This window comes from Kocuria sp. (assembly GCF_030530945.1).
GTDB lineage: Bacteria > Actinomycetota > Actinomycetes > Actinomycetales > Micrococcaceae > Kocuria.
Window position 1 is genome coordinate 30,250 of sequence record NZ_JAUMTZ010000001.1, and the last position, 21,311, is coordinate 51,560.

At 70.1% G+C, this 21,311-nt stretch carries 16 protein-coding genes; 10 read left to right on the forward strand and 6 right to left on the reverse strand.

The window, feature by feature from the left end:
* Window positions 1–151: 151 nt before the first annotated feature.
* The gene (locus tag Q4A22_RS00145) at window positions 152–1,714 is read left to right on the forward strand and encodes an AbgT family transporter (protein ID WP_303176490.1); all 1,563 of its coding nucleotides are present in this window, start codon (window positions 152–154) and stop codon (window positions 1,712–1,714) included.
* 96 nt (window positions 1,715–1,810) lie between these two features.
* Here the strand turns inward: Q4A22_RS00145 and Q4A22_RS00150 are convergent, their stop codons facing one another.
* The 3 genes from Q4A22_RS00150 to Q4A22_RS00160 form a co-directional block, all read right to left on the reverse strand.
* Window positions 1,811–4,684 carry a hypothetical protein gene (locus Q4A22_RS00150; RefSeq protein WP_303176492.1) on the reverse strand — a complete coding sequence of 958 codons (2,874 nt, stop codon included), beginning with the start codon at window positions 4,682–4,684 and terminating at the stop codon, window positions 1,811–1,813.
* A gap of 154 nt (window positions 4,685–4,838) precedes the next feature.
* On the reverse strand, window positions 4,839–6,335 hold the full coding sequence (locus Q4A22_RS00155) for a SulP family inorganic anion transporter (protein WP_303176494.1): 1,497 nt from the start codon (window positions 6,333–6,335) through the stop codon (window positions 4,839–4,841).
* 91 nt (window positions 6,336–6,426) lie between these two features.
* The gene (locus Q4A22_RS00160; protein ID WP_303176495.1) at window positions 6,427–7,842 is read right to left on the reverse strand and encodes a glucose-6-phosphate dehydrogenase; all 1,416 of its coding nucleotides are present in this window, start codon (window positions 7,840–7,842) and stop codon (window positions 6,427–6,429) included.
* Window positions 7,843–8,681: 839 nt separating this feature from the next.
* Between Q4A22_RS00160 and Q4A22_RS00165 the strand changes: the two genes are divergently transcribed.
* Window positions 8,682–10,772: a glycoside hydrolase family 15 protein gene (locus Q4A22_RS00165; RefSeq protein ID WP_303176496.1), complete on the forward strand. Its 2,091-nt coding sequence runs from the start codon at window positions 8,682–8,684 to the stop codon at window positions 10,770–10,772.
* 26 nt (window positions 10,773–10,798) lie between these two features.
* Here Q4A22_RS00165 and Q4A22_RS00170 read toward each other — a convergent pair whose 3' ends face one another.
* Window positions 10,799–12,043 (reverse strand): S8 family peptidase, encoded by a 1,245-nt coding sequence (locus Q4A22_RS00170; RefSeq protein WP_303176498.1) that lies wholly within the window; start codon window positions 12,041–12,043, stop codon window positions 10,799–10,801.
* 522 nt (window positions 12,044–12,565) lie between these two features.
* Between Q4A22_RS00170 and Q4A22_RS00175 the strand changes: the two genes are divergently transcribed.
* The 8 genes from Q4A22_RS00175 (at window position 12,566) to Q4A22_RS00210 (ending at window position 19,928) form a co-directional block, all read left to right on the forward strand.
* On the forward strand, window positions 12,566–13,942 hold the full coding sequence (locus Q4A22_RS00175) for an L-serine ammonia-lyase (protein ID WP_303176499.1): 1,377 nt from the start codon (window positions 12,566–12,568) through the stop codon (window positions 13,940–13,942).
* A 46-nt stretch (window positions 13,943–13,988) separates the two neighbouring features.
* On the forward strand, window positions 13,989–15,086 hold the full coding sequence (gene arsB / locus Q4A22_RS00180; protein WP_303176500.1) for an ACR3 family arsenite efflux transporter: 1,098 nt from the start codon (window positions 13,989–13,991) through the stop codon (window positions 15,084–15,086).
* Between the two features lie 72 nt (window positions 15,087–15,158).
* On the forward strand, window positions 15,159–15,665 hold the full coding sequence (locus tag Q4A22_RS00185; protein ID WP_303176502.1) for a metallophosphoesterase: 507 nt from the start codon (window positions 15,159–15,161) through the stop codon (window positions 15,663–15,665).
* 95 nt (window positions 15,666–15,760) lie between these two features.
* Window positions 15,761–16,357 carry an RNA 2',3'-cyclic phosphodiesterase gene (thpR, locus tag Q4A22_RS00190; RefSeq protein WP_303176503.1) on the forward strand — a complete coding sequence of 199 codons (597 nt, stop codon included), beginning with the start codon at window positions 15,761–15,763 and terminating at the stop codon, window positions 16,355–16,357.
* 197 nt (window positions 16,358–16,554) lie between these two features.
* Window positions 16,555–17,223, forward strand: a complete 669-nt coding sequence (locus tag Q4A22_RS00195; RefSeq protein ID WP_303176504.1) for a hypothetical protein — start codon at window positions 16,555–16,557, stop codon at window positions 17,221–17,223.
* Between the two features lie 59 nt (window positions 17,224–17,282).
* On the forward strand, window positions 17,283–18,035 hold the full coding sequence (locus Q4A22_RS00200; protein WP_303176505.1) for an MFS transporter: 753 nt from the start codon (window positions 17,283–17,285) through the stop codon (window positions 18,033–18,035).
* A gap of 73 nt (window positions 18,036–18,108) precedes the next feature.
* Complete coding sequence (locus tag Q4A22_RS00205; protein WP_303176507.1) at window positions 18,109–18,645, forward strand: MFS transporter; 537 nt, start codon at window positions 18,109–18,111, stop codon at window positions 18,643–18,645.
* A 107-nt stretch (window positions 18,646–18,752) separates the two neighbouring features.
* A complete protein-coding gene (locus Q4A22_RS00210) occupies window positions 18,753–19,928 on the forward strand; it encodes an acyl-CoA dehydrogenase family protein (protein WP_303176508.1) in 1,176 nt (391 codons plus the stop codon).
* 40 nt (window positions 19,929–19,968) lie between these two features.
* On the opposite strand, the gene Q4A22_RS00215 is transcribed toward Q4A22_RS00210, so the two are convergent.
* Together Q4A22_RS00215 and Q4A22_RS00220 are read right to left on the reverse strand one after the other, a co-directional pair.
* Window positions 19,969–20,898, reverse strand: a complete 930-nt coding sequence (locus Q4A22_RS00215) for an N-acetylglucosamine kinase (RefSeq protein WP_303176509.1) — start codon at window positions 20,896–20,898, stop codon at window positions 19,969–19,971.
* A 5-nt stretch (window positions 20,899–20,903) separates the two neighbouring features.
* The gene (locus Q4A22_RS00220) at window positions 20,904–21,227 is read right to left on the reverse strand and encodes a putative quinol monooxygenase (protein WP_303176510.1); all 324 of its coding nucleotides are present in this window, start codon (window positions 21,225–21,227) and stop codon (window positions 20,904–20,906) included.
* Window positions 21,228–21,311 lie beyond the last annotated feature (84 nt).

Consider the following 21,311-nt stretch of genomic DNA (forward strand, 5'->3'; position numbering starts at 1 on the left):
AAAGCCCTGCCCGCGACGACCGCCCCTCCCGCGGCGGGCGTCTCGTGGCGCCACATTCGCTGCCGCCCCGTGTCCTGCCCACCGGGGCCCGCGGGGTTGCGTACGTTGGGCAGATCACACGTCCGCCGCAGCCGTCAGAACGGATCCCGCCATGTCCTCTTCCGCGCCGAGCGCCCACCCGAAAGGCACCGGGACCAGGGGCACAGGTCTCCTGCTCCGGGTCCTGAACTGGATCGAGTGGGTGGGCAACAAGCTTCCCGACCCCTTCTGGCTCTTCCTGGCGCTTGCGGGCATCGTGCTGCTGCTCAGCTGGATCCTCTCCGCCGTGGGGCTCAGCGCGGTCAACCCCGCCACGGGCAAGACTGTGGAGGTCACCAACCTGCTGGCCCCGGACGGGCTGCGGAAGATGGTCGCCGAGTCCGTCACCAACTTCGTGGAGTTCCCACCCCTGGGACTGGTGGTGGTGGTCCTGCTGGGTGTGGCCGTGGCCGAGCAGTCCGGCATGCTCTCCGCCGCCCTGCGCGGCTCCGTGGCCCGGGTGGGCCCCAAGTGGCTCACGTTCGTCCTGGCGCTCACCGGGATCACCGGCTCCATCGCCTCGGACGCCATGTACGTGGTGCTCATCCCGCTGGGCGCGCTCGCCTTCAAGGCCGCCGGGCGTTCGCCGGTGGTGGGCCTGATCGTGGCGTTCACCTCCGTGGCCGCGGGCTTCAACGCCTCCCTGCTGCCCACGGCCTCCGACGCCCTGCTCGGTGGCATCACCACCGCGGCCGCCGGGCTGATCGACAAGAGTGTGCTGGTCACCCCGGTGTCCAACTACTTCTTCACGTTCGTCTCCTCCTTCGTGCTCGCCGGGATCATCACCCTGGTCACCGAGACCGTGCTCGCCCGCCGCGGCGAAGCACTCGCCGAGGACACGGACACCCGGCAGCAGGACATGGGCGACTTCAACGACATGCGGCTGAAGCCCCGCGAGAAGCGTGGGCTGCGCAACGCCGGGATCGCGTTCCTGATCATGCTGGGCATCTACCTGGCGCTGCTGCTGGTCCCCGGCTCGCCCCTGCGCGCCGAGGACGGCTCCATCCTGATGTCCCCGCTGCTGCTCAACGTGGGCATCGTCATCGCGATCGTGTTCGCCGTGGTGGGCTGGGTCTACGGCCGCGCCGCCGGGACCATGACGCAGCCCCGCGAGGTCCCCGAGGCCATGGCCAAGGGCCTGGAGGGCGTCACCCCGGTGCTGGTGCTGTTCTTCGCCGCCGCGCAGTTCACCGCCTACTTCCAGTGGTCCGGGATCGGTCCCGTACTGGCCGTGCACGGCGCCGACTTCATCGGCTCCCTGGGGTTGCCGCCCGTGCTGACCTTCACGGGGATCGTGCTCATCGTGGCCGTGATGAACCTGCTCATCACCTCCGGCTCCGCCCAGTGGACCCTGCTGGCGCCCGTGATGGTTCCCATGCTCATGCTGCTGGACGTCTCCCCGGAGATGACCCAGGCCCTGTTCCGCATCGGCGACTCCCCCACCAACGTGATCAGCCCCGTGAGTCCGTACTTCGCCCTGGTTCTGGGCTACCTGCGCCGCTACCAGAAGGAGGCCGGGGTGGGCACGCTGATCTCCCTGGTGCTCCCCGTCTCGATCGCCATGCTGGTGGGCTGGTTCCTGCTCTTCGTCGCGTGGTACCTGCTGGGTCTGCCCCTGGGTCCGCAGGACCTCTGACCCCGCCCGCCCCGCAGCACGACGACGGCGCCCCTCCCCGCACGGGGGAGGGGCGCCGTGGCCGTCGGTCACCGGCCGCTGCCGGTGGGGTCGGGGTCAGTCGTTGTCGTTCACCGTGATCTTGTCCCCGGACACGGTCACCGTGCCGGACATCATGATGCTCGACGTGGTGTCCTCGTCGGACCAGTCGGCGGGCTCGTCGTCGTCCCACTCCTCGTTGTACTGGTAGTCCAGACGCGCCTCACCGGACTTGTCCGTGCTGAAGGAGATCTGGCCGCTGTCGAACGGGGAGGAGGACACCGAGTACGTGGGGTAGCGCTCGATGCTCCACACGGGATTCCGGTAGTCCTTCTTGTTCCCGAAGATCGAGTACTCGAACGGGCAGCCCTCGGGTGCGAACTCCGCGGACTTGGCGCACGTGTCCAGCTTCGCGTTGAGCTGCTTGGTCAGGTCCTCCTCGAGCGCGGGGGTGAAGGAGCTGCTGAAGGACATGCTCGAGTCCATGGCCTGCGACCCGGCGCGCATCTGCGCCACCTGCTCGCCGCCGTAGGTCACGTACTTGCTCGCGGAGGACACCCCCACGGCGTAGTCGCCCGGGAGCACCGTGAACTGCTGGGTGTGGGACTGGTCCTGCTCGTCCACGGCGATCTTCTGGCCGTTGACGTCCAGCTCGTTCACACCGGCGGGCACCTCCACGCTGAAGGTCTGGTACAGCGGCAGCGACGAGGAGTCGTCCACGCGCCACGACTTGAACAGGCCGTTGCGGGAGTCGCTGACCATGGGCACGTCCACCGGGGTGGTCACCCCGTCCTGGGTCACGTTCGCGTGCACCGTGGCGTGGTCGCCGTCGATGTCCGTGTCCTTGACCTCGTACGAGGAGATCCGGTTCTGGGCGGCACCGTAGACGTCGTCCGTGAGCAGGCCGCGCTGGCCGGTGTTCACGTTCGGGTCCGCCGTGTCCGTCACCGCGGAGGCCTTGCCGTCCTGCACGGAGCGCAGCAGGTCCTCGGCCTGGTGGTCCGGACCGAACACGGTGCGGCTCAGGATGGAGAACACCACGGCGGCCGCCACGCCCAGCAGGACCAGCGCACCCACGATGATCGCGATCAGCCGGATCCGCTTCTTCTTCGCCGGATCCATCGGCTCGCGCGGCTCGCGGGTGCTCGCGGTGGCCGTGGGGTCGTCGTAGCGCGGCAGCACGCGAGTCTGCTCCCCAGCACTCTCGGCGGCGGGCGCCCGGTGCTGGGCGGTCACCGGCTCGTCGGCGGGGTACTGCACGGGCGACGTCGCCGGCTGCGGTTCCTGGGCCGGCGCACGGTGCGCGGTGGCCGCTGCCACCCCGGCGCCACCCATCGCGGCGGCGGAGGCCACCACGGCGGCACGGCCGCGGGCACGCTCCGGGCCCCGCAGCGCGCGGGTGAGCGTGGGCGGCAGGGAGTGCATGAACGCCGGCGCCACGAAGCGGGCCAGAAGCTCGATGACCACGCCCCACAGCAGGAACACCAGGCAGGTCCAGCCGGCCGGGCGCAGGCTGAAGGCGGCGGAGCTCGTGTCGGAGCCCTCGGTGAAGACGGTCCCGCCTACGCGCAGCAGCCACATCAGCAGTAGACCCAGCACGAAGTAGGTCACCGGCAGCACGGCCCACGAGAACGGGTTGCGTGCAACGCGCTGGTCCACCGGGCGCACGTGCGCCCAGGTGAGGGCGGCGCAGGCCACGGACACGACTGCCAGCAGGATGCACAGCACCACGGCCCACGCGGGCACCGCTGGGTTGGTCCACAGGTAAGCAGTTCCGGAGTCGCCCGTGAAGTCGGCGAAGTTGGCCGCCCTGCCCACCGCGGTCAGCGCGGACAGCAGCCCCAGTACAAACAGCCAGCCGGTGACGAGAGGCAGCCAGAGCAGGGCGGAGAACCCCGCTGCGGCACCACCCTTGATGAACACGTAGATGAGCAGGCCCAGCCCGGCCAGGATCCCGAAGACCGCGAACTGCACCGCCATGGGGCGCAGCACCTGGAGCAGGCCGGGAGCGGTGCGCTCGGCGCCGATCACCACAGGGCCCGGGGAGGTCTGGGTGGAACGGGCGTTGAACGCGGCCGCCGCGGTGAACAGACCCACCACGAACAGGAAGGGGAACAGCATGCCCCCCATGGCCGTGACGCGCAGTCGCACGTCCGTGTAGAAGATGGTGGAGTCCGACTGCAGGGCTGTCAGGACGGTCCCGATCAGAGCGAGCAGACCCCACGTGATGCCACTCAGGGCAGCCATGACCCACTGCACGGCGCGGGTCTCCACACGCATCCCGGTGGAGAGCTTGCGGGCCAGGAACCACGCCGCCGCAATGCCGCACGCGAGCGCGAAGTACTGCGGGATCGTGATGCTCCCGGAGGCCCGGCCGTCATCCGCGGTCAGGATGAGCCGCAGTGGGGTGAGCGCCGCCATGGCGGCAAGCTGGAAGGGCGCCGAGATGATCCAGCTCCATCCGGAGGCGCCGGGGTCAACGCCGCTGACGTCGTCCACCTGGTCGTTGAGCTGCTCCGTGAAGCTCTCGTTCGAGTCTCCGGAGAAGGCCAGCCCCAGCACGCTCAGCAGCAGCGCGATCGCCGCCCCGATCACCGTGCCCGCGTAGCCGCCCAGCCCGGCGACCACGGGAACCCACCAGTGGCGCCCGGTCATGCTCGCCAGCGCGGCGGGAGGGGTGTAGGCGGGGGCGCCGCCCGGTGCGCCGCCGGCGGTGGGGGCCTCGGCGCCCGTGGTTCCCGCGCCCGACGCCGCGGTGGGGGTTCCGTCCGCGCCTGAGTCTGTGCCGGTGCTTGTGCCGGGGGTCGGGAGGGTGCGGGTCTCGTCCGCTCCCCCGGGGGTGGTGCTCTGGTCCGAACGGTGCGCCGCGCCGCCCTGGCCCGGAACACCTCCTGTGTCCTGCGGGTCCGGTTCCCGGGACTCGCCCGCCGGACCGTGTGCCGAAGATGGCATGGTTGTCTCTCCCCTGATGTGCAGCCAGTGCCCAGGAAGAAACCTGGGCAATACCTGAATATCAGACATCAAAGGCTGGGAGAGGCAGGACGCCCTTCCCAGGGGACAATTCCTTGAATGTGTCTCTACTTTGACGCACGGGGGAGGGCCATCCTCACGGCAGGGAGCCCGAGAGGCGCGCTCGCAGCCGGCGGCTGTCGAGGTTGAGGTTCCTGACCTCCACCCGCGTGCCCTGCTGGCGGTACTTCTCCGTCACGGAGTCCAGCGCCGCCACGGTGGAGGCGTCCCAGATGTGCGAGTCCGCGAAGTCGACCACCACCCGCTGCGGGTCCTCTGCATACCGGAACTGGGTGTAGAGGTCGTTGGAGGAGGCGAAGAACAGCTCTCCGTGGACGCGGTAGGTGACCGACCCGCCGTCGTCGTCTAAGGAGCGTTCCACGGTGACCACGTGGGCCACACGGCGCGCGAAGGCCACCACTGCGGTGAGCACCCCGGCGGCGACCCCCACTGCCAGGTTGTGGGTGAGCACGGTGACCACGAGTGTCACCAGCATCACCAGTGTCTCGGAGGGCGGCATGCGCCGCAGGGTGGCCGGGTTGACGGAGTGCCAGTCGAACTGTGTCCCCGCCACGTAGATCATCACCGCGGCGAGCACCGCCATGGGGATGATCCCCACCGTGTCTCCCAGCAGGACCACCAGGACCAGCAGGAACGCCCCGGCCAGGAACGTGGAGATCCGGGTGCGGGCCCCGGACACGCGCACGTTGATCAGGGTCTGGCCGATCATCCCGCAGCCGCCCATGGTGCCGAAGCACCCGCTCACCACGTTGCCCACGCCCTGCCCCCACGTCTCGCGGGTCTTGGAGGAGCGTGTGTCCGTGATGTCGTCCACGAGCTTCGCGGTCATGAGCGACTCCATGATGCCCACCACCGCCATGCTGAGGGAGTAGGGCGCGATGGTCCGCAGGGTGTCCCACGTGAACGGGACGTCCGGCAGGCCCAGGTGCGGCCAGGACTGGGGGAGCGCACCCTTGTCTGCCACGGTGGGAACGTGCCACCCCAGGAGGAGCACTGCGGGGGTCAGCACCGCGATGGCCACCAGCGGGGCGGGCACGGCGGTGGTCAGTCGGGGCAGCCCGAACAGGATGAGGAGGGCGACGGCGGCCACCGGGTACACCTGCCACGGCACTCCGGTCAGCTCGCGCAGCTGGGGGACGAACTGCAGCACGGCCAGGCCGTTCACGAATCCCACCATGACCGAGCGGGGGATGAAGCGGATCACCCGGGCGAACCCCACCGCCCCCAGCAGGATCTGCATGACGCCTGCCAGGATCACGGCCGCCACCAGGTAGTGCACGCCGTGGGATGCCACCAGTGGCGCCATGACCAGCGCGGTGGCGCCCGTGGCGGCGGAGATCATGGCGGGTCTGCCTCCGGAGACCGCCACCGTCATGGCCATGAGTGCCGCCGCGAACAGTCCCGTCTGCGGGTCCACTCCGGCGATCACCGAGAACGCGATGGCCTCCGGGATGAGGGCGAGCCCCACCACGAGCGCACCGAGCACCTCGGACTTCAACCACCGCGGGGTGTGCAGGGTTCGCCACACCGACTGGCGCTCTTCGGGGGACGCGGTGGTGCTCGTGGTGGTCACGGGGCTCCTGGGTGCGGGGGTGGTGGAAGGTGGTGGGGACGGTGGAATCCCGGTCCGCCAGGGCCCGGGCGGGCCCCGGCAGACGCAGGAGTCAGGAGACCGGTCCCGCCGAACCCGCGGGGTACTCCTGCAGGGGAGCGCTCGTGTCGTAGGCGTGCTGGATGAGGTCGATGATCCGCCAGCCCTCCTCGGTGGCGTCCGCGCGCACCGTGAAGGTGGGGTCCCCGTCCAGGATCCAGCGCATCACGGAGCCGTAGGCGGTGAGACCCGGTTCGGGGACCCCGCTGGAGAGGGTGAGCCGGCTCATTCCCCGCGAGTCGAAGGGGCTTCCCACGTTCGCCTCCAGCTGCACGTGCTCCTCCTCGAAGCCCACGGTCACGGCGTTGGTGGCCAGGGGGTGGGGCCAGCCCGTGTACTCGTGCGGCGGGCGGCGGAACGTCACCCGGATGTGCTGGGCGGGGTTGCCGATCGCCTTGCCGGAGCGCAGGGTCACGGGCACACCGTTCCACCGCCAGGTGTCCACCTCCAGGGTGACCTGCACGAACGTCTCGGTCTCCCGCGCCGCGTCCACGTTCTTCTCCCGGGCGTAGTCCGGGACCTCGTGGCCGCCCACGGAGCCCGCGGTGTAGCGGCCCCGGACCACCGGGGTGATGCCGGGGTGCTCGGCGGCGTGCATGGCCGAGCAGTCGTCCCACAGCCGGGTGGCCCGCAGGATGTGCGCGGTGTTCGCGGGCACTTCCACGGCGTCGAAGCGGGAGGGCGGGTCCATCATGGTCAGCGCCATGACCTGCAGCAGGTGGGACTGCAGCATGTCCCGGGCCGCGCCCGTGGAGTCGTAGAACTCGCCGCGGCCCTCGAGCGCCAGGGTCTCGTCGAAGACGATCTCGATGGACTCGATGTGCCGCCGGTCCCACACGGGCTCGAACAGCCGGTTCGCGAAGCGCAGCCCCACCACGTCCTGCACTCCCGGCATGCCCAGGAAGTGGTCCACGCGGAACGTGTGCTGCTCGTCCACGAGCTTGCCGACCTGCGCGTTCAGCGCGCGGGCGGAGTCCAGGTCCGTCCCCACGGGCTTCTCCAGGGCCAGGTACAGGTCCTCCGGCAGCGAGTCCAGGGAGGCGAGCGCCTCGCACGCCTTCTTGGTGATGGCGGGCGCCAGGGCGAAGTACAGGCACACCGGCCCGACGACGTCGCCCAGCAGCTTCTCGAAGTCCGCCGCCTCGGTGACGTCGCACGCCGCCCACCGCGTGTTCTCGCGGGCGAAGTCCACGGAGGGGCCTGCGGCACCCACGGAGTCGAACGCCTTGGCGACGGTCTCCTCCCAGGTGGCCGCGCGCACGTCGTCGTCCGGGCCCAGGGGCCCCGGGAAGGCGTCGCGGGCGGAGCCGATGACAGTGATCTCCCGGTCCGGATCCTGGTGGAGCAGGGAACCCAGCCCGGGCAGGAGGAGGCGCGCGGTGAGGTCGCCGGAGGCGCCGAGAATCACAAGGGTCCTGATGTTGTCCATGGGACCAGGGTAGGCGGTGGGGTGGATGCGGGGTGGGGCCCTGCTGAGGCTCAGCAGTCCTGCAGCTGCGGCTCTGCCCGTCTCAGCCCCCCGATCTCTCGGAAACTGTAGGCGAAAAAAATGAAATGGGAAACTTTGACCACACATCAGTTTGGACGTGAAAAAAGTCGAGATCCTATACCACCGAGGAGCAGGCTATGCGCTTGACGGCGGCAGGTTGGGAATACACCCTCCCTATCTGTGGTAATAGTTCAACGGGATTAACCAGACAGGGGGGACCATGACCTGCGGCAAGAACAGCGCAAGTCTCCTCTCCGGAGTCTCATTCCTGGTGGCAGCGTCGATGACGTTGGCTTCGTCTCCGGCCAGCGCGGTCGGGGCACCTTCCCCTGCAACGGTGTCATCAGCGGCTGTTTCAGTGACTAGTTGAAGAACTCATGGCAGGAGTCGATCTTGAGTAGAACTCGCGAGGAAACCCCTAGCAACTGGATCTTTTTCCTGGGCATTCTTTTTCTGGTGGTGGGAAGCGGCGTGGTGGCCGTGCTTCACGGATCGGCGCAACTTCTTGCCATAATTCTTTTCGCGGTTAGCGCCGTGTGCGCCTACGTGTATTTCAAGTCTGTCGTCAAATGGACCCTGGAGTCCCGGCAGTAGCAGATGGCGCGAGAGATGTAGGGCTTACGTCACCTTCGAACTACAGGAGACTCACAGCTCGCCCCCGGCGTTGAAGTGGTCTGCGGGTCCCCCGCCTGCGGGAGGGCACGACGTTGCTGGGGCGTGGAGTCGGCAAGAGCAGGACGTGCCCTGCGCCGCCGGGCCGCGGTGCTTGAATAGCCCCCATGAGCATCCCCTTGGAGGACTACGCGCTCCTCGCCGACCTGCACACCGGCCCCCTGGTCTCGCGGGAGGGCAGCATCGACTGGCTGTGCTTCCCGCGCTTCGACTCCCCGGCGGTGTTCTGCGCGCTGCTGGGGGACGAGGAGAACGGCCGGTGGAAGCTCAGCGCGGTGGACGGCCGGGTGGTCTCCCGCCGCTACGTGCCGGGCACGTTCATCCTGGAGACGGAGTGGAAGACCCCCACGGGCCGGGTGCTCGTCACGGACTTCCTGCCGCCCAGCGACGACCACGCGGACCTGGTGCGGCGCGTGAAGTGCCTGGAGGGCACGGTGGAGGTGGAGCACGACCTCCGCATCCGCTTCGACTACGGACGCATCACCCCGTGGGTGCGGCGGGTGGACCTCACGGAGCACTCCAACGCGGACGGCTGCGCGCAGATGGAGGACGTGGTCTCCGAGCCCCACGCGATGGGTCGGGCCCAGACCCCGCGCGGGGATGGTGCCGAGGGGGACGGGGTGCGCGGAACCCCGTCGGAGCCCACGCACGACAGCCGGTGGTACCGGGAGTTCCGCACGCGCGTGCACACCGCGGCCCACGACTCGGAGTCCCGCGAGACCTCCGGGGAGGGTCTCCTCGCGGTGGCCGGCCCGGACGCCCTGCTGCTCACGGGCCCGGCGCTGGAGCCGTACCAGCTGCACGAGGACGGCAGGGCGGCGTCGAACACCCGGGACGACTCCCAGGGGCCGGGCGCGGACATCTGCGCCGGGGAGAAGCTGCGCCGGGGGCACCGGGGCACGTTCTCCCTCTCCGAGGGGGAGGGGCTGGACTGGGTGCTCACGTGGAGCGAGTCCTACCGCCAGCTGCTGGTGCCCGCGGACCCGGACCGCGCCCAGCGGGCCACGCACGAGTTCTGGTCCGACTGGGTCTCCGCGGTGGAGTGCGTGGGCGAGCACGACGAGATCGTCACCCGGTCCCTGCTGGTGCTGCGCGCCCTGACCCACTCGGAGACGGGCGGGATCGTGGCCGCCCCCACCGCGGGTCTGCCCGAGGACTTCGGCGGGGAGCGCAACTGGGACTACCGCTACACCTGGCTGCGGGACGCCTCCCTCACCATCGAGGTGCTCGTGCACCACGGCCACCAGGACGGCGCCCGGCTGTGGCGCGACTGGCTGCTGCGGGCCGTGGCCGGGGACCCGGGGGACCTCAACATCATGTACGGCGTGGACGGGCGCCGGAACCTCACGGAGCACGAGCTGGAGCACCTGAGCGGGTACGAGAACTCCCGGCCCGTGCGCGTGGGCAACGGCGCCGAGAACCAGTACCAGGCGGACGTGGCCGGCGAGGTGATGATCGCCCTGGCCACCCTGCGGGACGCCGGGGTGCAGGAGAACAGCTACTCCTGGGGGCTGCAGTGCAACCTGCTCGCGTTCTGCGAGCTGCACATGGACGTCCCGGACAACGGCATCTGGGAGATGCGCGGGGACCCGCACTTCTTCACCCACGGCCGGGTGATGATGTGGGCCGCGTTCAACGAGGGGCTGCGCGCCGTGGAGACCTACGGGCTGGACGGCAACGCGCAGCGCTGGACGGAGCTGCGGGACGCGCTCCACAAGGAGATCTGGGAGAAGGGCTACGACGAGGAGCAGGGGATCTTCACCCAGACCTACGACAACAAGGAGGTGGACGCCTCGCTTCTGCAGCTGCCGCAGACGGGTTTCATCGCCGCGGACCACCCCGCCATGCTGCGCACCGTGGAGCGCATCGAACGGGACCTGCAGGGTGAGCACGGCCAGGTGTGGCGCTACCGCACCCCGGACTCCGGCGAGTCCATGGACGGGCTCTCCGGCCAGGAGTACCCGTTCGTGATCTGCACCTTCTGGCTCGTGGAGCAGTACGCGCGCTGCGGTCGCCTGGAGGATGCCGAGGAGCTGCTGCGCACCACGGCGGGCTTCGCCTCGGACCTCGGTCTGCTCGCCGAGGAGTACGACGTCGCCCAGCACAGGATGGCGGGCAACTACCCCCAGGCGTTCAGTCACCTGGGTCTGATCCGTGCCGCGGATGCGGTGAACGCCCACGGTCGCCCGGCGTCCTGAGACCGGGCGACCGTGGGCGTCCGGTCTCAGCGGCTCGCGGTGAGGGCCGTGGTGTTCAGCATCAGGTTCGGGGAACCGTTGACGTAGTCGATGGTGTTGCGGGTGGCCGTGCTCTTGAGAGCGCGCTCCACCTCGGCCACCGAGGCGTTGGGGTGCTGCTGCAGGTACAGGGCGGCGGCGCCCGCCACGTGCGGGGTGGCCATGGAGGTGCCGGAGATGGTGTTGGTGGCGTTGTCGCTGGAGGGCCAGGACGAGGTGATGTCCGTGCCCGGGGCCAGGATGTCCACGCACGAACCCCAGTTGGAGAACTCCGAGAGCTGGTCCCAGCGGTCCGTGGCGCCCACCGTGATGGCGGAGGATGCGCGGGCGGGGGAGTAGTTGCAGGCGTTGGCGTAGTCGTTGCCCGCGGCCACCAGGGGGACCACGCCCGCGCGGGTCATCCGCGTGATCGCGCTGTCCATGGCGGAGGAGATGTCCCCGCCCAGGCTCATGTTGGCCACGGACGGGCCGCTCGCGTTGGAGGAGACCCAGTCCATGCCCGCCACGATGCCGGCGGTGGACCCGGTGCCGTCGCAGCCCAGGACGCGCACCGGCATGATGTTCGCACCCTTGGCCACGCCGTAGGTGGAACCGGCCACAGTGCCGGCCACGTGGGTGCCGTGTCCGGCGCAGTCGCCGCTGCCCCAGCCGTCGTCGATCGCGGTGACCCCGGAGGCCACGCGGCCGCGGAACTGCGAGTGGCTGGCCCGCACGCCCGTGTCGATGACGTAGGCCGTGACCCCGGCGCCCGTGGCGTTGTAGGTGTAGGAGCCGTTGAGGGGCAGGTCCTGCTGGTCGGCACGGTCCAGGCCCCACGTGGCGTTGCTCTGGGTGGCGGTGGCCTTGACGGTCTTGTTCTTCTCCACGACCGCCACGTCCGGATCGGCATCCAGGGCCTTCACCTGGGCGGGGGTCAGGTCAGCGGTGAAGCCGCCGATGCTCTTGAACTGCTGCTTGACCTTCACGCCCTTGGACTGCCACTTGTCCACCTGCTTCTGGGTGGTCCCGGCCACGGCACTCTTGGCGGCCGCGCTCTTGGGTGCGCTCGTGGCCGAGGCCGGCAGCTGGAGCATCACCACGTACTCGCCGCCGGTGACGTCCAGGACCTTGGCCTGCTGGTTGACCGGGTCCTTCGCGGGTGCCGCGGAGGGAGCCGCCACGGACGGGGACACGGTCCCCAGGACCACCGCCGCCGCGGCAGCGGTGGCGAAAATCGCGTTCTTCTTGCTCATGGGGAAATCCTTCGATCAGGGCTCGGTTGAAAACCCGGGGTGATTCACCGCGGGTTTCCACACATGACAGGGAGGTGCTGCCCCCGCCGTTCCCGGAGGGAATTGCCAGGGGTACGACGACGCACTCGTCCACCGCGCGAACGCCCGTCACTGCACGTCAGAGGCGGTTCAACCAGTGCCGTTTCACCGTAATCGGGTCGTTATCACCGGGACAATGGCCGAACGGCCAGTGTTGAACAGGCCGATTGGCCACTCTGCGCCACGGTGCCCGTGGACATTTCTGCACGGCCACGCTGCCGGGGAGGTATTTCTTGTGAACTGCTGCGGCACCGGCAGGGCGAGTCCGCCCCCTCACCCCCGTGTGCTCCCGGCCTGTCACGCACACCCCTTCGGAGGTTGCCCGCCATATGAGACCCACGTACCGTGGGCCTGTTCCGCGCGGCCTCATCGTGCCGTGCGATCGCACGACCCTGCACAGCTCATCCGCAATGATGCGGGGTCCGACAGTGGGGAGATGTGCACATGGCGCTCAGTGTTCTGGATCTGTTCTCGGTGGGTATCGGACCGTCGTCCTCCCACACGGTGGGGCCCATGCGGGCCGCGCGGCTGTTCGTGGCGGGGCTCGCCGACGACGGTCTGCTCGGCTCCGTGACCCGCGTCCACTCCCAGCTCTTCGGCTCCCTGGGGGCCACCGGGTGGGGCCACGGCTCGGACAAGGCCGTGATCCTGGGTCTCATGGGTGAGGACCCGGAGACCGTGGACACCGATCTGGCGGACGAGAAGGTGGCGCTCGCCGGGGAGAAGGGCGAGCTGACCCTGGACGGCACCCACCCGATCGCCTTCGACCGCGCCCGTGACGTGATCATGCACCGCCGCAAGTCCCTGCCCACGCACCCCAACGGCATGAGCTTCACCGCGTACGACGCCGCCGGCGAGGTGATCCGCGACAGCATCTACTACTCCGTGGGCGGCGGTTTCGTGGTGGACGACTCCAAGAGCAGCGCGGACAAGATCGTGGAGGACACCACCCCGGTGAAGTACCCGTTCAGCACGGGGGACGAGCTGCTGGCCATCTGCGAGGGGGAGAACCTCTCCATCGCGGAGGTCATGGCGGCCAACGAGCTCTCGTGGCGCCCCGCGCAGGAGACCAGGGAGCAGCTGCTGCACATCTGGTCCGTCATGCAGGAGTGCGTGGAGAACGGCTGCACCCGCGAGGAGAAGACCCTTCCCGGGGGACTGAAGGTGCGGCGTCGTGCGCCGGAGATGCGGAAACGGTTGCTGGCCAAGGAGCCCGGCAACGACCCGCTGTACGGCATGGACTGGGTGAACCTGTACGCGCTGGCCGTGAACGAGGAGAACGCGTCCGGCGGGCGCATCGTCACCGCCCCCACCAACGGGGCGGCGGGCATCATCCCCGCGGTGCTGCACTTCTACACCCGCTTCATGGTGGACGCCTGCGACGACAAGATCGTGGACTTCCTGCTCACCGCGGCGGCCATCGGCATCGTGATCAAGGAGAACGCCTCCATCTCCGGTGCGGAGGTGGGCTGCCAGGGCGAGGTGGGCTCGGCCTGCTCCATGGCCGCGGCCGCACTGTGCGCGGTCCTCGGCGGCAGCCCCCGCCAGGTGGAGTGCGCCGCGGAGATGGGCATCGAGCACAACCTGGGGCTCACGTGCGACCCGGTGGGTGGTCTGGTGCAGATTCCGTGCATCGAGCGCAACGCGATCGCCAGCGTGAAGGCCATCAACTCGGCGCGGCTGTCCATGCAGGGGGACGGGTTCCACAAGGTGTCCCTGGACCAGGTGGTCAAGACCATGCGGGAGACCGGCGCGGACATGAAGATCAAGTACAAGGAGACCTCGCGCGGGGGCCTGGCCGTGAACGTCATCGAGTGCTGACCGTCCTGCTCCGGGAACGGGGCCGCACAGTAAGGACCATCTCCGCATGAGGGGGGCAACCGGCACGCCAGCGCCGGAGTCCTCGACCGTCCTGCGGGAGATGTCCTTCCTGGACCGCTGGCTCCCCGTGTGGATCCTTGTGGCCATGGCCGCGGGACTGCTGCTGGGACGCCTGGTCCCCGGACTGGACACCGCGCTGGAGTCCGTGAGGATTGGGGACGTCTCCCTGCCCATCGCCCTGGGCCTGCTGGTGATGATGTACCCGGTGCTCGCCAAGGTCCGCTACGGGGAGACCGCCCGGGTCACCGGAGACAGGCGCCTGCTGGCCCTCTCCCTGCTGCTCAACTGGGTGGTGGGACCGGCGGTCATGTTCGCGCTCGCCTGGCTGCTGCTGCCGGACCTGCCCGAGTACCGCACGGGTCTGGTCGTCGTGGGGCTGGCCCGCTGCATCGCCATGGTGCTGATCTGGAACGACCTCGCGTGCGGTGACCGGGAGGCCGCCGCCGTGCTGGTGGCCGTCAACTCCCTGTTCCAGCTGCTCGCGTTCGGCCTCCTGGGCTGGTTCTACCTGCAGGTCCTGCCCGGGTGGCTGGGGCTGCCCGTGACGTCCGCCGAGTTCTCGGTGGGGGCGATCGTGGTCTCCGTGCTCGTCTTCCTGGGCGTCCCCCTGCTCGCCGGGTTCCTCACCCGGGTGCTGGGGGAGCGGGCCAAGGGGCGGCAGTGGTACGAGGAGCGGTTCCTGCCGAGGATCGGTCCGTGGGCGCTCTACGGGCTGCTGTTCACCATCGTGGTGCTCTTCGCGCTGCAGGGGGACGCCATCACCTCCCAGCCCTGGGACGTGGTCCGCATCGCCCTGCCCCTGCTGTGCTACTTCGCCCTCATGTTCGGCCTGGGGCTGCTCGGCTCCCGCGCGGCCGGGCTGGACTACGCCAGGTCCACCACCGTGGCGTTCACCGCCGCGGGCAACAACTTCGAGCTCGCGATCGCCGTGGCCGTGGGCACCTTCGGGGTGTCCTCGGGCCAGGCGCTCGCCGGGGTGGTGGGTCCGCTGATCGAGGTCCCGGTGCTCGTGGCCCTGGTGTACGTCTGCGTGTGGCTGGGCCCGCGGCTCTTCCCGGGGGACCGCACCGTTCCCACCCGCTGAGCGGCCCCTCGGACGACGCCGCCGCGGCCGGTGCTCTCGCGCGCCACCCCGCCCGCGGGGGAGGATGGGTCCATGACCACCTCCCTGCTGCTGCTCGCGGACACCCACCTGCCCAAGAGGGCGAAGGACCTGCCCGCCCGGGTGTGGGACGAGGTCGAGGCCGCGGACGTCGTCGTCCACGCCGGTGACTGGGTGGACCTGGCCACGTACGAGGCCCTGCGGGAGCGCTCCCGGCGGCTGGTCTGCGTGTGGGGCAACAACGACGGCCCCGAGCTGCGCGCCGAGATGCCCGAGACCGCACGGTGGGAGCTGGAGGGCCTGCGGTGGGCCATGACCCACGAGACCGGCGCCAAGCAGGGCCGCGAGAAGCGCATGGACGCCGCGTTCCCGGACACGGACGTGCTGGTGTTCGGCCACAGCCACATCCCGTGGGACACCGTGGCCCCCTCCGGGATGCGGCTGCTGAACCCGGGCTCGCCCACGGACAGGCGCCGTCAGCCGCACTGCACGTACATGCGGGTCACCGCGGACGCGGGCGCCCTCACGGGCGTGGAGCTGGTGGAGCTGCCCCGGCGCTGAGGCGGCCGCGCGTGGCTTTCCGTGCAGGCGATGAGAAGAGCCACCGTCGTCCCGGAGGGGTCGTCTCGTGGTGGGCGTGCTCCTACAGTGGGCGCATGAGGCTTTTCGCCGCCGCGTACCCTCCCCGCGTCGCCCGCGAGCACCTGGCGCACGCCCTGGCCGAGGTGCGCGCCATGACCGGCACCTCCCTTCGCTGGGGTGATCCCGAGCAGTGGCACGTGACCCTCGGGTTCTACGGCGACCAGCCGGAGGGAGCGGTGCCCGACCTCGCGGAGCACCTGGGGGAGGTCGCTCGTGGCCATCCCCCGCTGCGGGTGAGCCTGCGCGGAGCCGGATCGTTCTCGGGCACCACGCTGTGGATGGGTCTGGGCGGGGAGACCGCGGCGCTCGCGGACCTGATGCACGCGTGCTCCCTGGACCCGGACGAGCGCTCCCGGCAGCGCGCCCACCTCACGGTGGCCCGCACCTCGCGCACGGAGCGCACGCGCCAGGCGAAGGAACGACGCCGCGGCTCACGCGTCCGCGCGCACAGCGGGCCCGAACTCTCCCACGTGGTGCACGCGCTCTCCGTGTACCACGGCCCCGAGTGGGGCGTGGACGAGATCCACCTGGTGTCCTCGGAGCTGGGAGAGGGGCGCTCCGGGTCCGCCCGGCACACCACGGTGGTGCGGCCCCCGCTGCTGGGGTGCTGAACAGCTGAACGACGGCTCGGCGCCGTGGCTGGAGCCGCGCGGGGTTGGGCTGCCCTTTTTCGGGGGTACGCAGTTCCCTCCCCCTCCCCGACGTCATGCTGCGTGCCCGGTGGTGTGTCCCATGGCATACTCGGCACGTCACCGCGCCAGACACGGCGTGGCCGGTGACCGGCCGTTTCCCCCCCCGAGAGGTCAGCATGAACTCCCCCCACCACGACACTGCACGCGCGCTCATCGAGGGCTCCCCTGCGCCCGGCGGTGACGACTTCCAGAACACCGCGGTTCGCGGATCCTCGCGGCGCACCCTCCTCAAGGGCGCCGCGTGGTCCGTTCCCGTGATTGCCATGGCGGCGGACGCCCCCGCGTACGCGGCATCCAACGAGGCGCAGCTGGGGGCAGTGTTCGACGGCGGCAGCGGCGCGAACGGATACTTGAACAGCACCTACCTGAACATCGGGCTGGCCAGGGATGGGAATCTGACGTCCTATACGCTCGTGACGGACATCACGGTGTACGTGAGCGTGGTGGGACTGCTGGGGGCCACACGGGATGAGCGCTCCTTTGGGGCAAGTACCAGCAACGGTACGCTCACTCGTGGGACCTACAACGCGGATACGCGCACCACCCCGTTCGTATGGGTGATCCCGGCGGGAACCGCCTTGGTGAAGGCCAGTGACGCCAGTAGCCTTCCCGACATCTTTTTCCGATTCCAGGATGGCCTCACCGGGGCAGGCCGCCTGACGAACAAGATTGTGATTACAGGCATTCTGAACGGGCGCCTATCTGATCCCTCTACCCCTCCGGTCGACTCGTCCGTAGTCAAGGACTACAAGTCCGGCAACGCCAGCCCGGACGGGATCTACTGACCCGACCCACCCGGCTTCCACGGGGACCGCTGGCACGCCGAACCTCTAGGGTGGGTTCCATGACCCAGACCACCCGCACCTCCCGGCCCAGCGCGTGGCTGTGGGTCCTCGTGGCGTCTGCGGTGCTCACCCAGTCCGGGCTGAACCTCTTCCGCCCCATCACCTCCTACAAGCTCCTGGCGCTGCACGCGGACCCGGTGGTCATCGGTCTCACGACCGCCGCGTACGCGCTGCTGCCCCTGGTGAGCGCGGTGTGGTTGGGGCGGGTCTCGGACCGCATCCCTCAGCTGCGGGTGCTCATCCTCGCCGGGGTGGGGCTGCTGGGTCTCGCCGGGGTGGGGCTCGCGCTGGCCGGTTCCGTGTGGCTCGTCTTCGTGGCCAGCGCCGTGCTGGGCATGGGACACCTGTGCTTCACCATCGGTGGGCAGACGGCGATCGCCCGCTACGCCGTGGACCGTGACCTGGACAAGGGCTTCGGGTGGTTCACCGCCGCGTTCTCCGCCGGTCAGATGATCGGCCCGGCGCTTGGCGGGTGGATCGTGGGCCACGGCTCGGACGTCGCCTCCCCCGAACGCCTCGGAGCGGTGAATGAGAGCCTGTGGATCGGCGTGCTCGTCACGGTGCTCGCCGCGCCCCTGCTGGCCGTCAGGTTCGGTCCGACCCCCGCCCGGCGCGCGGACCTCGGAGCCGCGACCTCCCCTGACAACGACAACGACAACGACGCCGCCGACGCCGCGACCGCCGACCACCACTGCACCCGACCCAGCCACCGCCGACGCCTCGACAGCTTCCGGTGCTCCTGCCCGCGGTGACGACACCGATCCCGGCGCGCCCCGGGCGGACGAGCGCCCCGACGTGCTGCGCATCCTCCGGGTTCCAGGGGTCATGTCCAACATGGTGGCGTCCCTGTCCCTGCTGGCCATGCTGGACATCCTCACGGCCTTCCTGCCCCTGGTGGGGGAGGCCACCGGGGTGGCCCCGTCCGTGGTGGGACTCCTCCTGGGTGCGCGTGGGCTGGCATCCATCGCCTCCCGTCTGCTGCTGCCGTGGCTGTCCGAGCGGTTCTCGCGCCGGGCGCTGCTCATCGCGAGCCTGCTGGCCTCCGGTCTGGCGCTGGTCTTCCCACCCTTGTTCCTGGACAGGTTCTGGTGCTCCGCCGCGTTCCTGGTGGTGGGCGGCTTCTTCCTGGGGCTCGGCCAGCCGCTGACCATGACCCTCATCACCACCGCCGTGCCCGGGACGTGGCGCGGATCCGCCCTGGCCGTGCGGCTCATGGGCAACCGGTTGGGGCAGGTGATCCTCCCCGTGGTCGCGGGTGCGGTGGCCGCTCCCGCCGGTCCCGGGGGAGCCATCTGGCTCACGTGTGCCCTGCTGGTCGCCAGTGGGGTGGAGAAGGCGGTGCGGGGCCCGCGGAGAAGGTAGGGCGGCGTCGTCGTCCGAAGTGGCTGAGAATGAGGTCGCGACCCGGTTGCTGAGAATCCTCGTCAGCCTCCCTGGGCGGAGTGTGGCGGCGGTCATACAGTGGACGCATGAGTGAACTGAACCCCGTGGACGTCATGGACCTGGTGAGCTTCGACGCCCTGCTGTCCGAGGAGGAGATCGCGCTGCGCGCCACCGTGCGCGAGTTCGTGGACACCGCCATCAAGCCGAACATCGCCGAGTGGTACGACAAGGCCGTGTTCCCCCTGGAGATCGTCCCCGGGATGGCCAAGCTCGGTCTGCTGGGGATGCACCTGAAGGGCTACGGCTGCGCGGGGCGCTCCGCCGTGGAGTACGGTCTGGCCGCCGCCGAGCTGGAGGCCGGTGACTCCGGCCTGCGCACGTTCGTGTCCGTGCAGGGCTCGCTGGCCATGAGCGCCATCCACAAGTGGGGCTCCGAAGAGCAGAAGCAGGAGTGGTTGCCCCGGATGGCCGCGGGCGAGGCCATCGGCTGCTTCGGCCTCACCGAGCCCACCGCGGGTTCGGACCCCTCCTCCATGCAGACCTTCGCCCGCAGGGACGGCGAGGACTGGGTGCTCAACGGAGCCAAGCGCTGGATCGGGCTGGCCAGCGTGGCTCAGGTGGCTGTGATCTGGGCGCAGACCGAGGACGGCATCCGCGGCTTCGTGGTCCCCACGGACACCGCGGGCTTCCAGGCCACGCCCATCACGGGCAAGCTGTCCATGCGCGCGTCCATCCAGTGCGACATCGAGCTCACGGACGTCCGCCTGCCCGCCTCCGCCATGCTGCCCGAGGCCAAGGGCCTGCGCGGTCCATTCTCCTGCCTCAACGAGGCCCGCTACGGCATCATCTGGGGTGCCATGGGTGCCGCCCGCGACTCTTTCGAGGCGGCTCTGGCATATTCCCAGGAACGCATGCAGTTCGACCGTCCGCTCTCCGGATACCAGCTCACGCAGCAGAAGCTCGTGAACATGGCCCTGGAGATCGACAAGGGGTTCCTGCTGGCCCTGCAGCTCGGCCGCCTCAAGGACGCCGGAAAGCTGCAGAACCACCAGATCTCCGTGGGCAAGCTCAACAACTGCCGCGAGGCCATCGCCATTGCCCGCGAGGCCCGCACCATCCTGGGCGGCAACGGCGTGACCCTCGACTACTCGCCCCTGCGCCACGCCAGCAACCTGGAGTCCGTGCGCACCTACGAGGGCACCGACGAGGTCCACTCCCTGATCCTGGGCCAGCAGCTCACGGGCGTGGGCGCCTTCCGCTGAGTCCGCGCTCCTCGGCGGATGGGGTGTCTCGCGGGCCGTGTCAGGCCGGTGCCGAACGCGCCAGCAGCGGCGCCCCCAGCACCGGTTCGTGGTCCAGGAGAGTCACGGCCAGTCCGTGGTGCTCCAGCAGCTCCGCCAGCTTCCCGCCCACCGTGGTGGCGGTGAGCCCTCCGTCCACCACCACCGGCAGGTCCTGCCCGAGCGCGCCCGCCACCGCGAGGGCAAGCCTGGCCAGCTGCTCCGCGGCCGCGGCCACCAGTTCCCCGGCCTGGGCGTCACCCGTGGCGGCGAGCTCGCACACGGGCCGCGCCAGCCCGGCCCAGTGGGTCCTGTCCGGGCGGTCGTGGAAGGCACCGATCAGGTCGGTGGGCTCGGCCACTCCGGCGTGCTCCAGCACGGCGCGGGTGAGCTCGTTCCCCTCGCGCCCGGCGGACGACGCCGCTCGGTCCCGCCCCGGAGCGACGGCACCGGCCTCCTGGGACAGCCGCAGCACCCGCCGCACGGCTTCCCGTCCGATCCACCACCCGCTGCCCTCGTCCCCCAGCAGGTGACCCCACCCGCCGGCGCGGGCCTCCCGGGCGGAGGCGTCCACGCCCCAGGCCACCGACCCGGTTCCCGCAATGAGAGCGATCCCGATGGTGTGCCCACCGGCCGCGAGGATCAGGCGGGTGTCGTGCACCACCGTCACCCGGGTGGAGGCGGCCAGGGAGCCGGCGGAACGGACGAGACCGGCCAGCCGGGCGGCGTCGTGCGGGGTGTCCACGCCCCCGGAGCCCACCACCACCGGCGTGGTCGGCGGGGCGCCCAGGTCCGAGAGGACGGCGTGCAGGCACGCGTGCGCCTGCTCCGCGGGGACGTTCTGCACGTTCGCGGACCCGGAGCGGGCCGAGCGCACGGGGGTGCCGTCCCGGAACAGGACACCGCGCGTGTGGGACCCGCCGATGTCCAGGCCCACCAGCTCCGCACTCACCGGGGCTACTCCGCGACCTGGACCTCGCCCATCTTCTCCCAGCCGTCGCCCTCGATCTGGCGGGAGATGATGCGCGGGGTGCGCACGAGGTACTGGGGGAACTTCTCGGTCATCCTGGTGAAGTGCGCGGAGTTCACGTGGGCCTCCGCGGCGTCCTCCTCGAAGGCCTCCACCAGCACGTACTCGTTCGGGTTCTCCAGGCTGCGGGACCACTCGAACCACTTGTTCCCGGGCTCCTGCCGGGTGGCCTCGGTGAACTCGGCCACGAGCTCCGGCCAGCGCTCCGCGTACTCGTCCTTGGCCTCGAACTTGACCACAATGAAGATCATCTGCGGGTTCCTCCTGCTGCAGCGGCTGTGCGGGTTTCCGCGTTCCAGCATAGGACGGCGGCCCCGCCGCACGGGGGTCAGCAC

Coding starts and splice junctions, on each gene's coding strand:
- Q4A22_RS00145 (WP_303176490.1), top strand. CDS start 152: ATGTCCTCTTCCGCGCCGAGCGCCCACCCGAAAGGCACCGGGACCAGG.
- Q4A22_RS00150 (WP_303176492.1), bottom strand. CDS start 4,684: ATGCCATCTTCGGCACACGGTCCGGCGGGCGAGTCCCGGGAACCGGAC.
- Q4A22_RS00160 (WP_303176495.1), bottom strand. CDS start 7,842: ATGGACAACATCAGGACCCTTGTGATTCTCGGCGCCTCCGGCGACCTC.
- Q4A22_RS00165 (WP_303176496.1), top strand. CDS start 8,682: ATGAGCATCCCCTTGGAGGACTACGCGCTCCTCGCCGACCTGCACACC.
- Q4A22_RS00170 (WP_303176498.1), bottom strand. CDS start 12,043: ATGAGCAAGAAGAACGCGATTTTCGCCACCGCTGCCGCGGCGGCGGTG.
- Q4A22_RS00175 (WP_303176499.1), top strand. CDS start 12,566: ATGGCGCTCAGTGTTCTGGATCTGTTCTCGGTGGGTATCGGACCGTCG.
- arsB (WP_303176500.1), top strand. CDS start 13,989: ATGAGGGGGGCAACCGGCACGCCAGCGCCGGAGTCCTCGACCGTCCTG.
- Q4A22_RS00185 (WP_303176502.1), top strand. CDS start 15,159: ATGACCACCTCCCTGCTGCTGCTCGCGGACACCCACCTGCCCAAGAGG.
- thpR (WP_303176503.1), top strand. CDS start 15,761: ATGAGGCTTTTCGCCGCCGCGTACCCTCCCCGCGTCGCCCGCGAGCAC.
- Q4A22_RS00195 (WP_303176504.1), top strand. CDS start 16,555: ATGAACTCCCCCCACCACGACACTGCACGCGCGCTCATCGAGGGCTCC.
- Q4A22_RS00200 (WP_303176505.1), top strand. CDS start 17,283: ATGACCCAGACCACCCGCACCTCCCGGCCCAGCGCGTGGCTGTGGGTC.
- Q4A22_RS00205 (WP_303176507.1), top strand. CDS start 18,109: ATGTCCAACATGGTGGCGTCCCTGTCCCTGCTGGCCATGCTGGACATC.
- Q4A22_RS00210 (WP_303176508.1), top strand. CDS start 18,753: ATGAGTGAACTGAACCCCGTGGACGTCATGGACCTGGTGAGCTTCGAC.
- Q4A22_RS00220 (WP_303176510.1), bottom strand. CDS start 21,227: ATGATCTTCATTGTGGTCAAGTTCGAGGCCAAGGACGAGTACGCGGAG.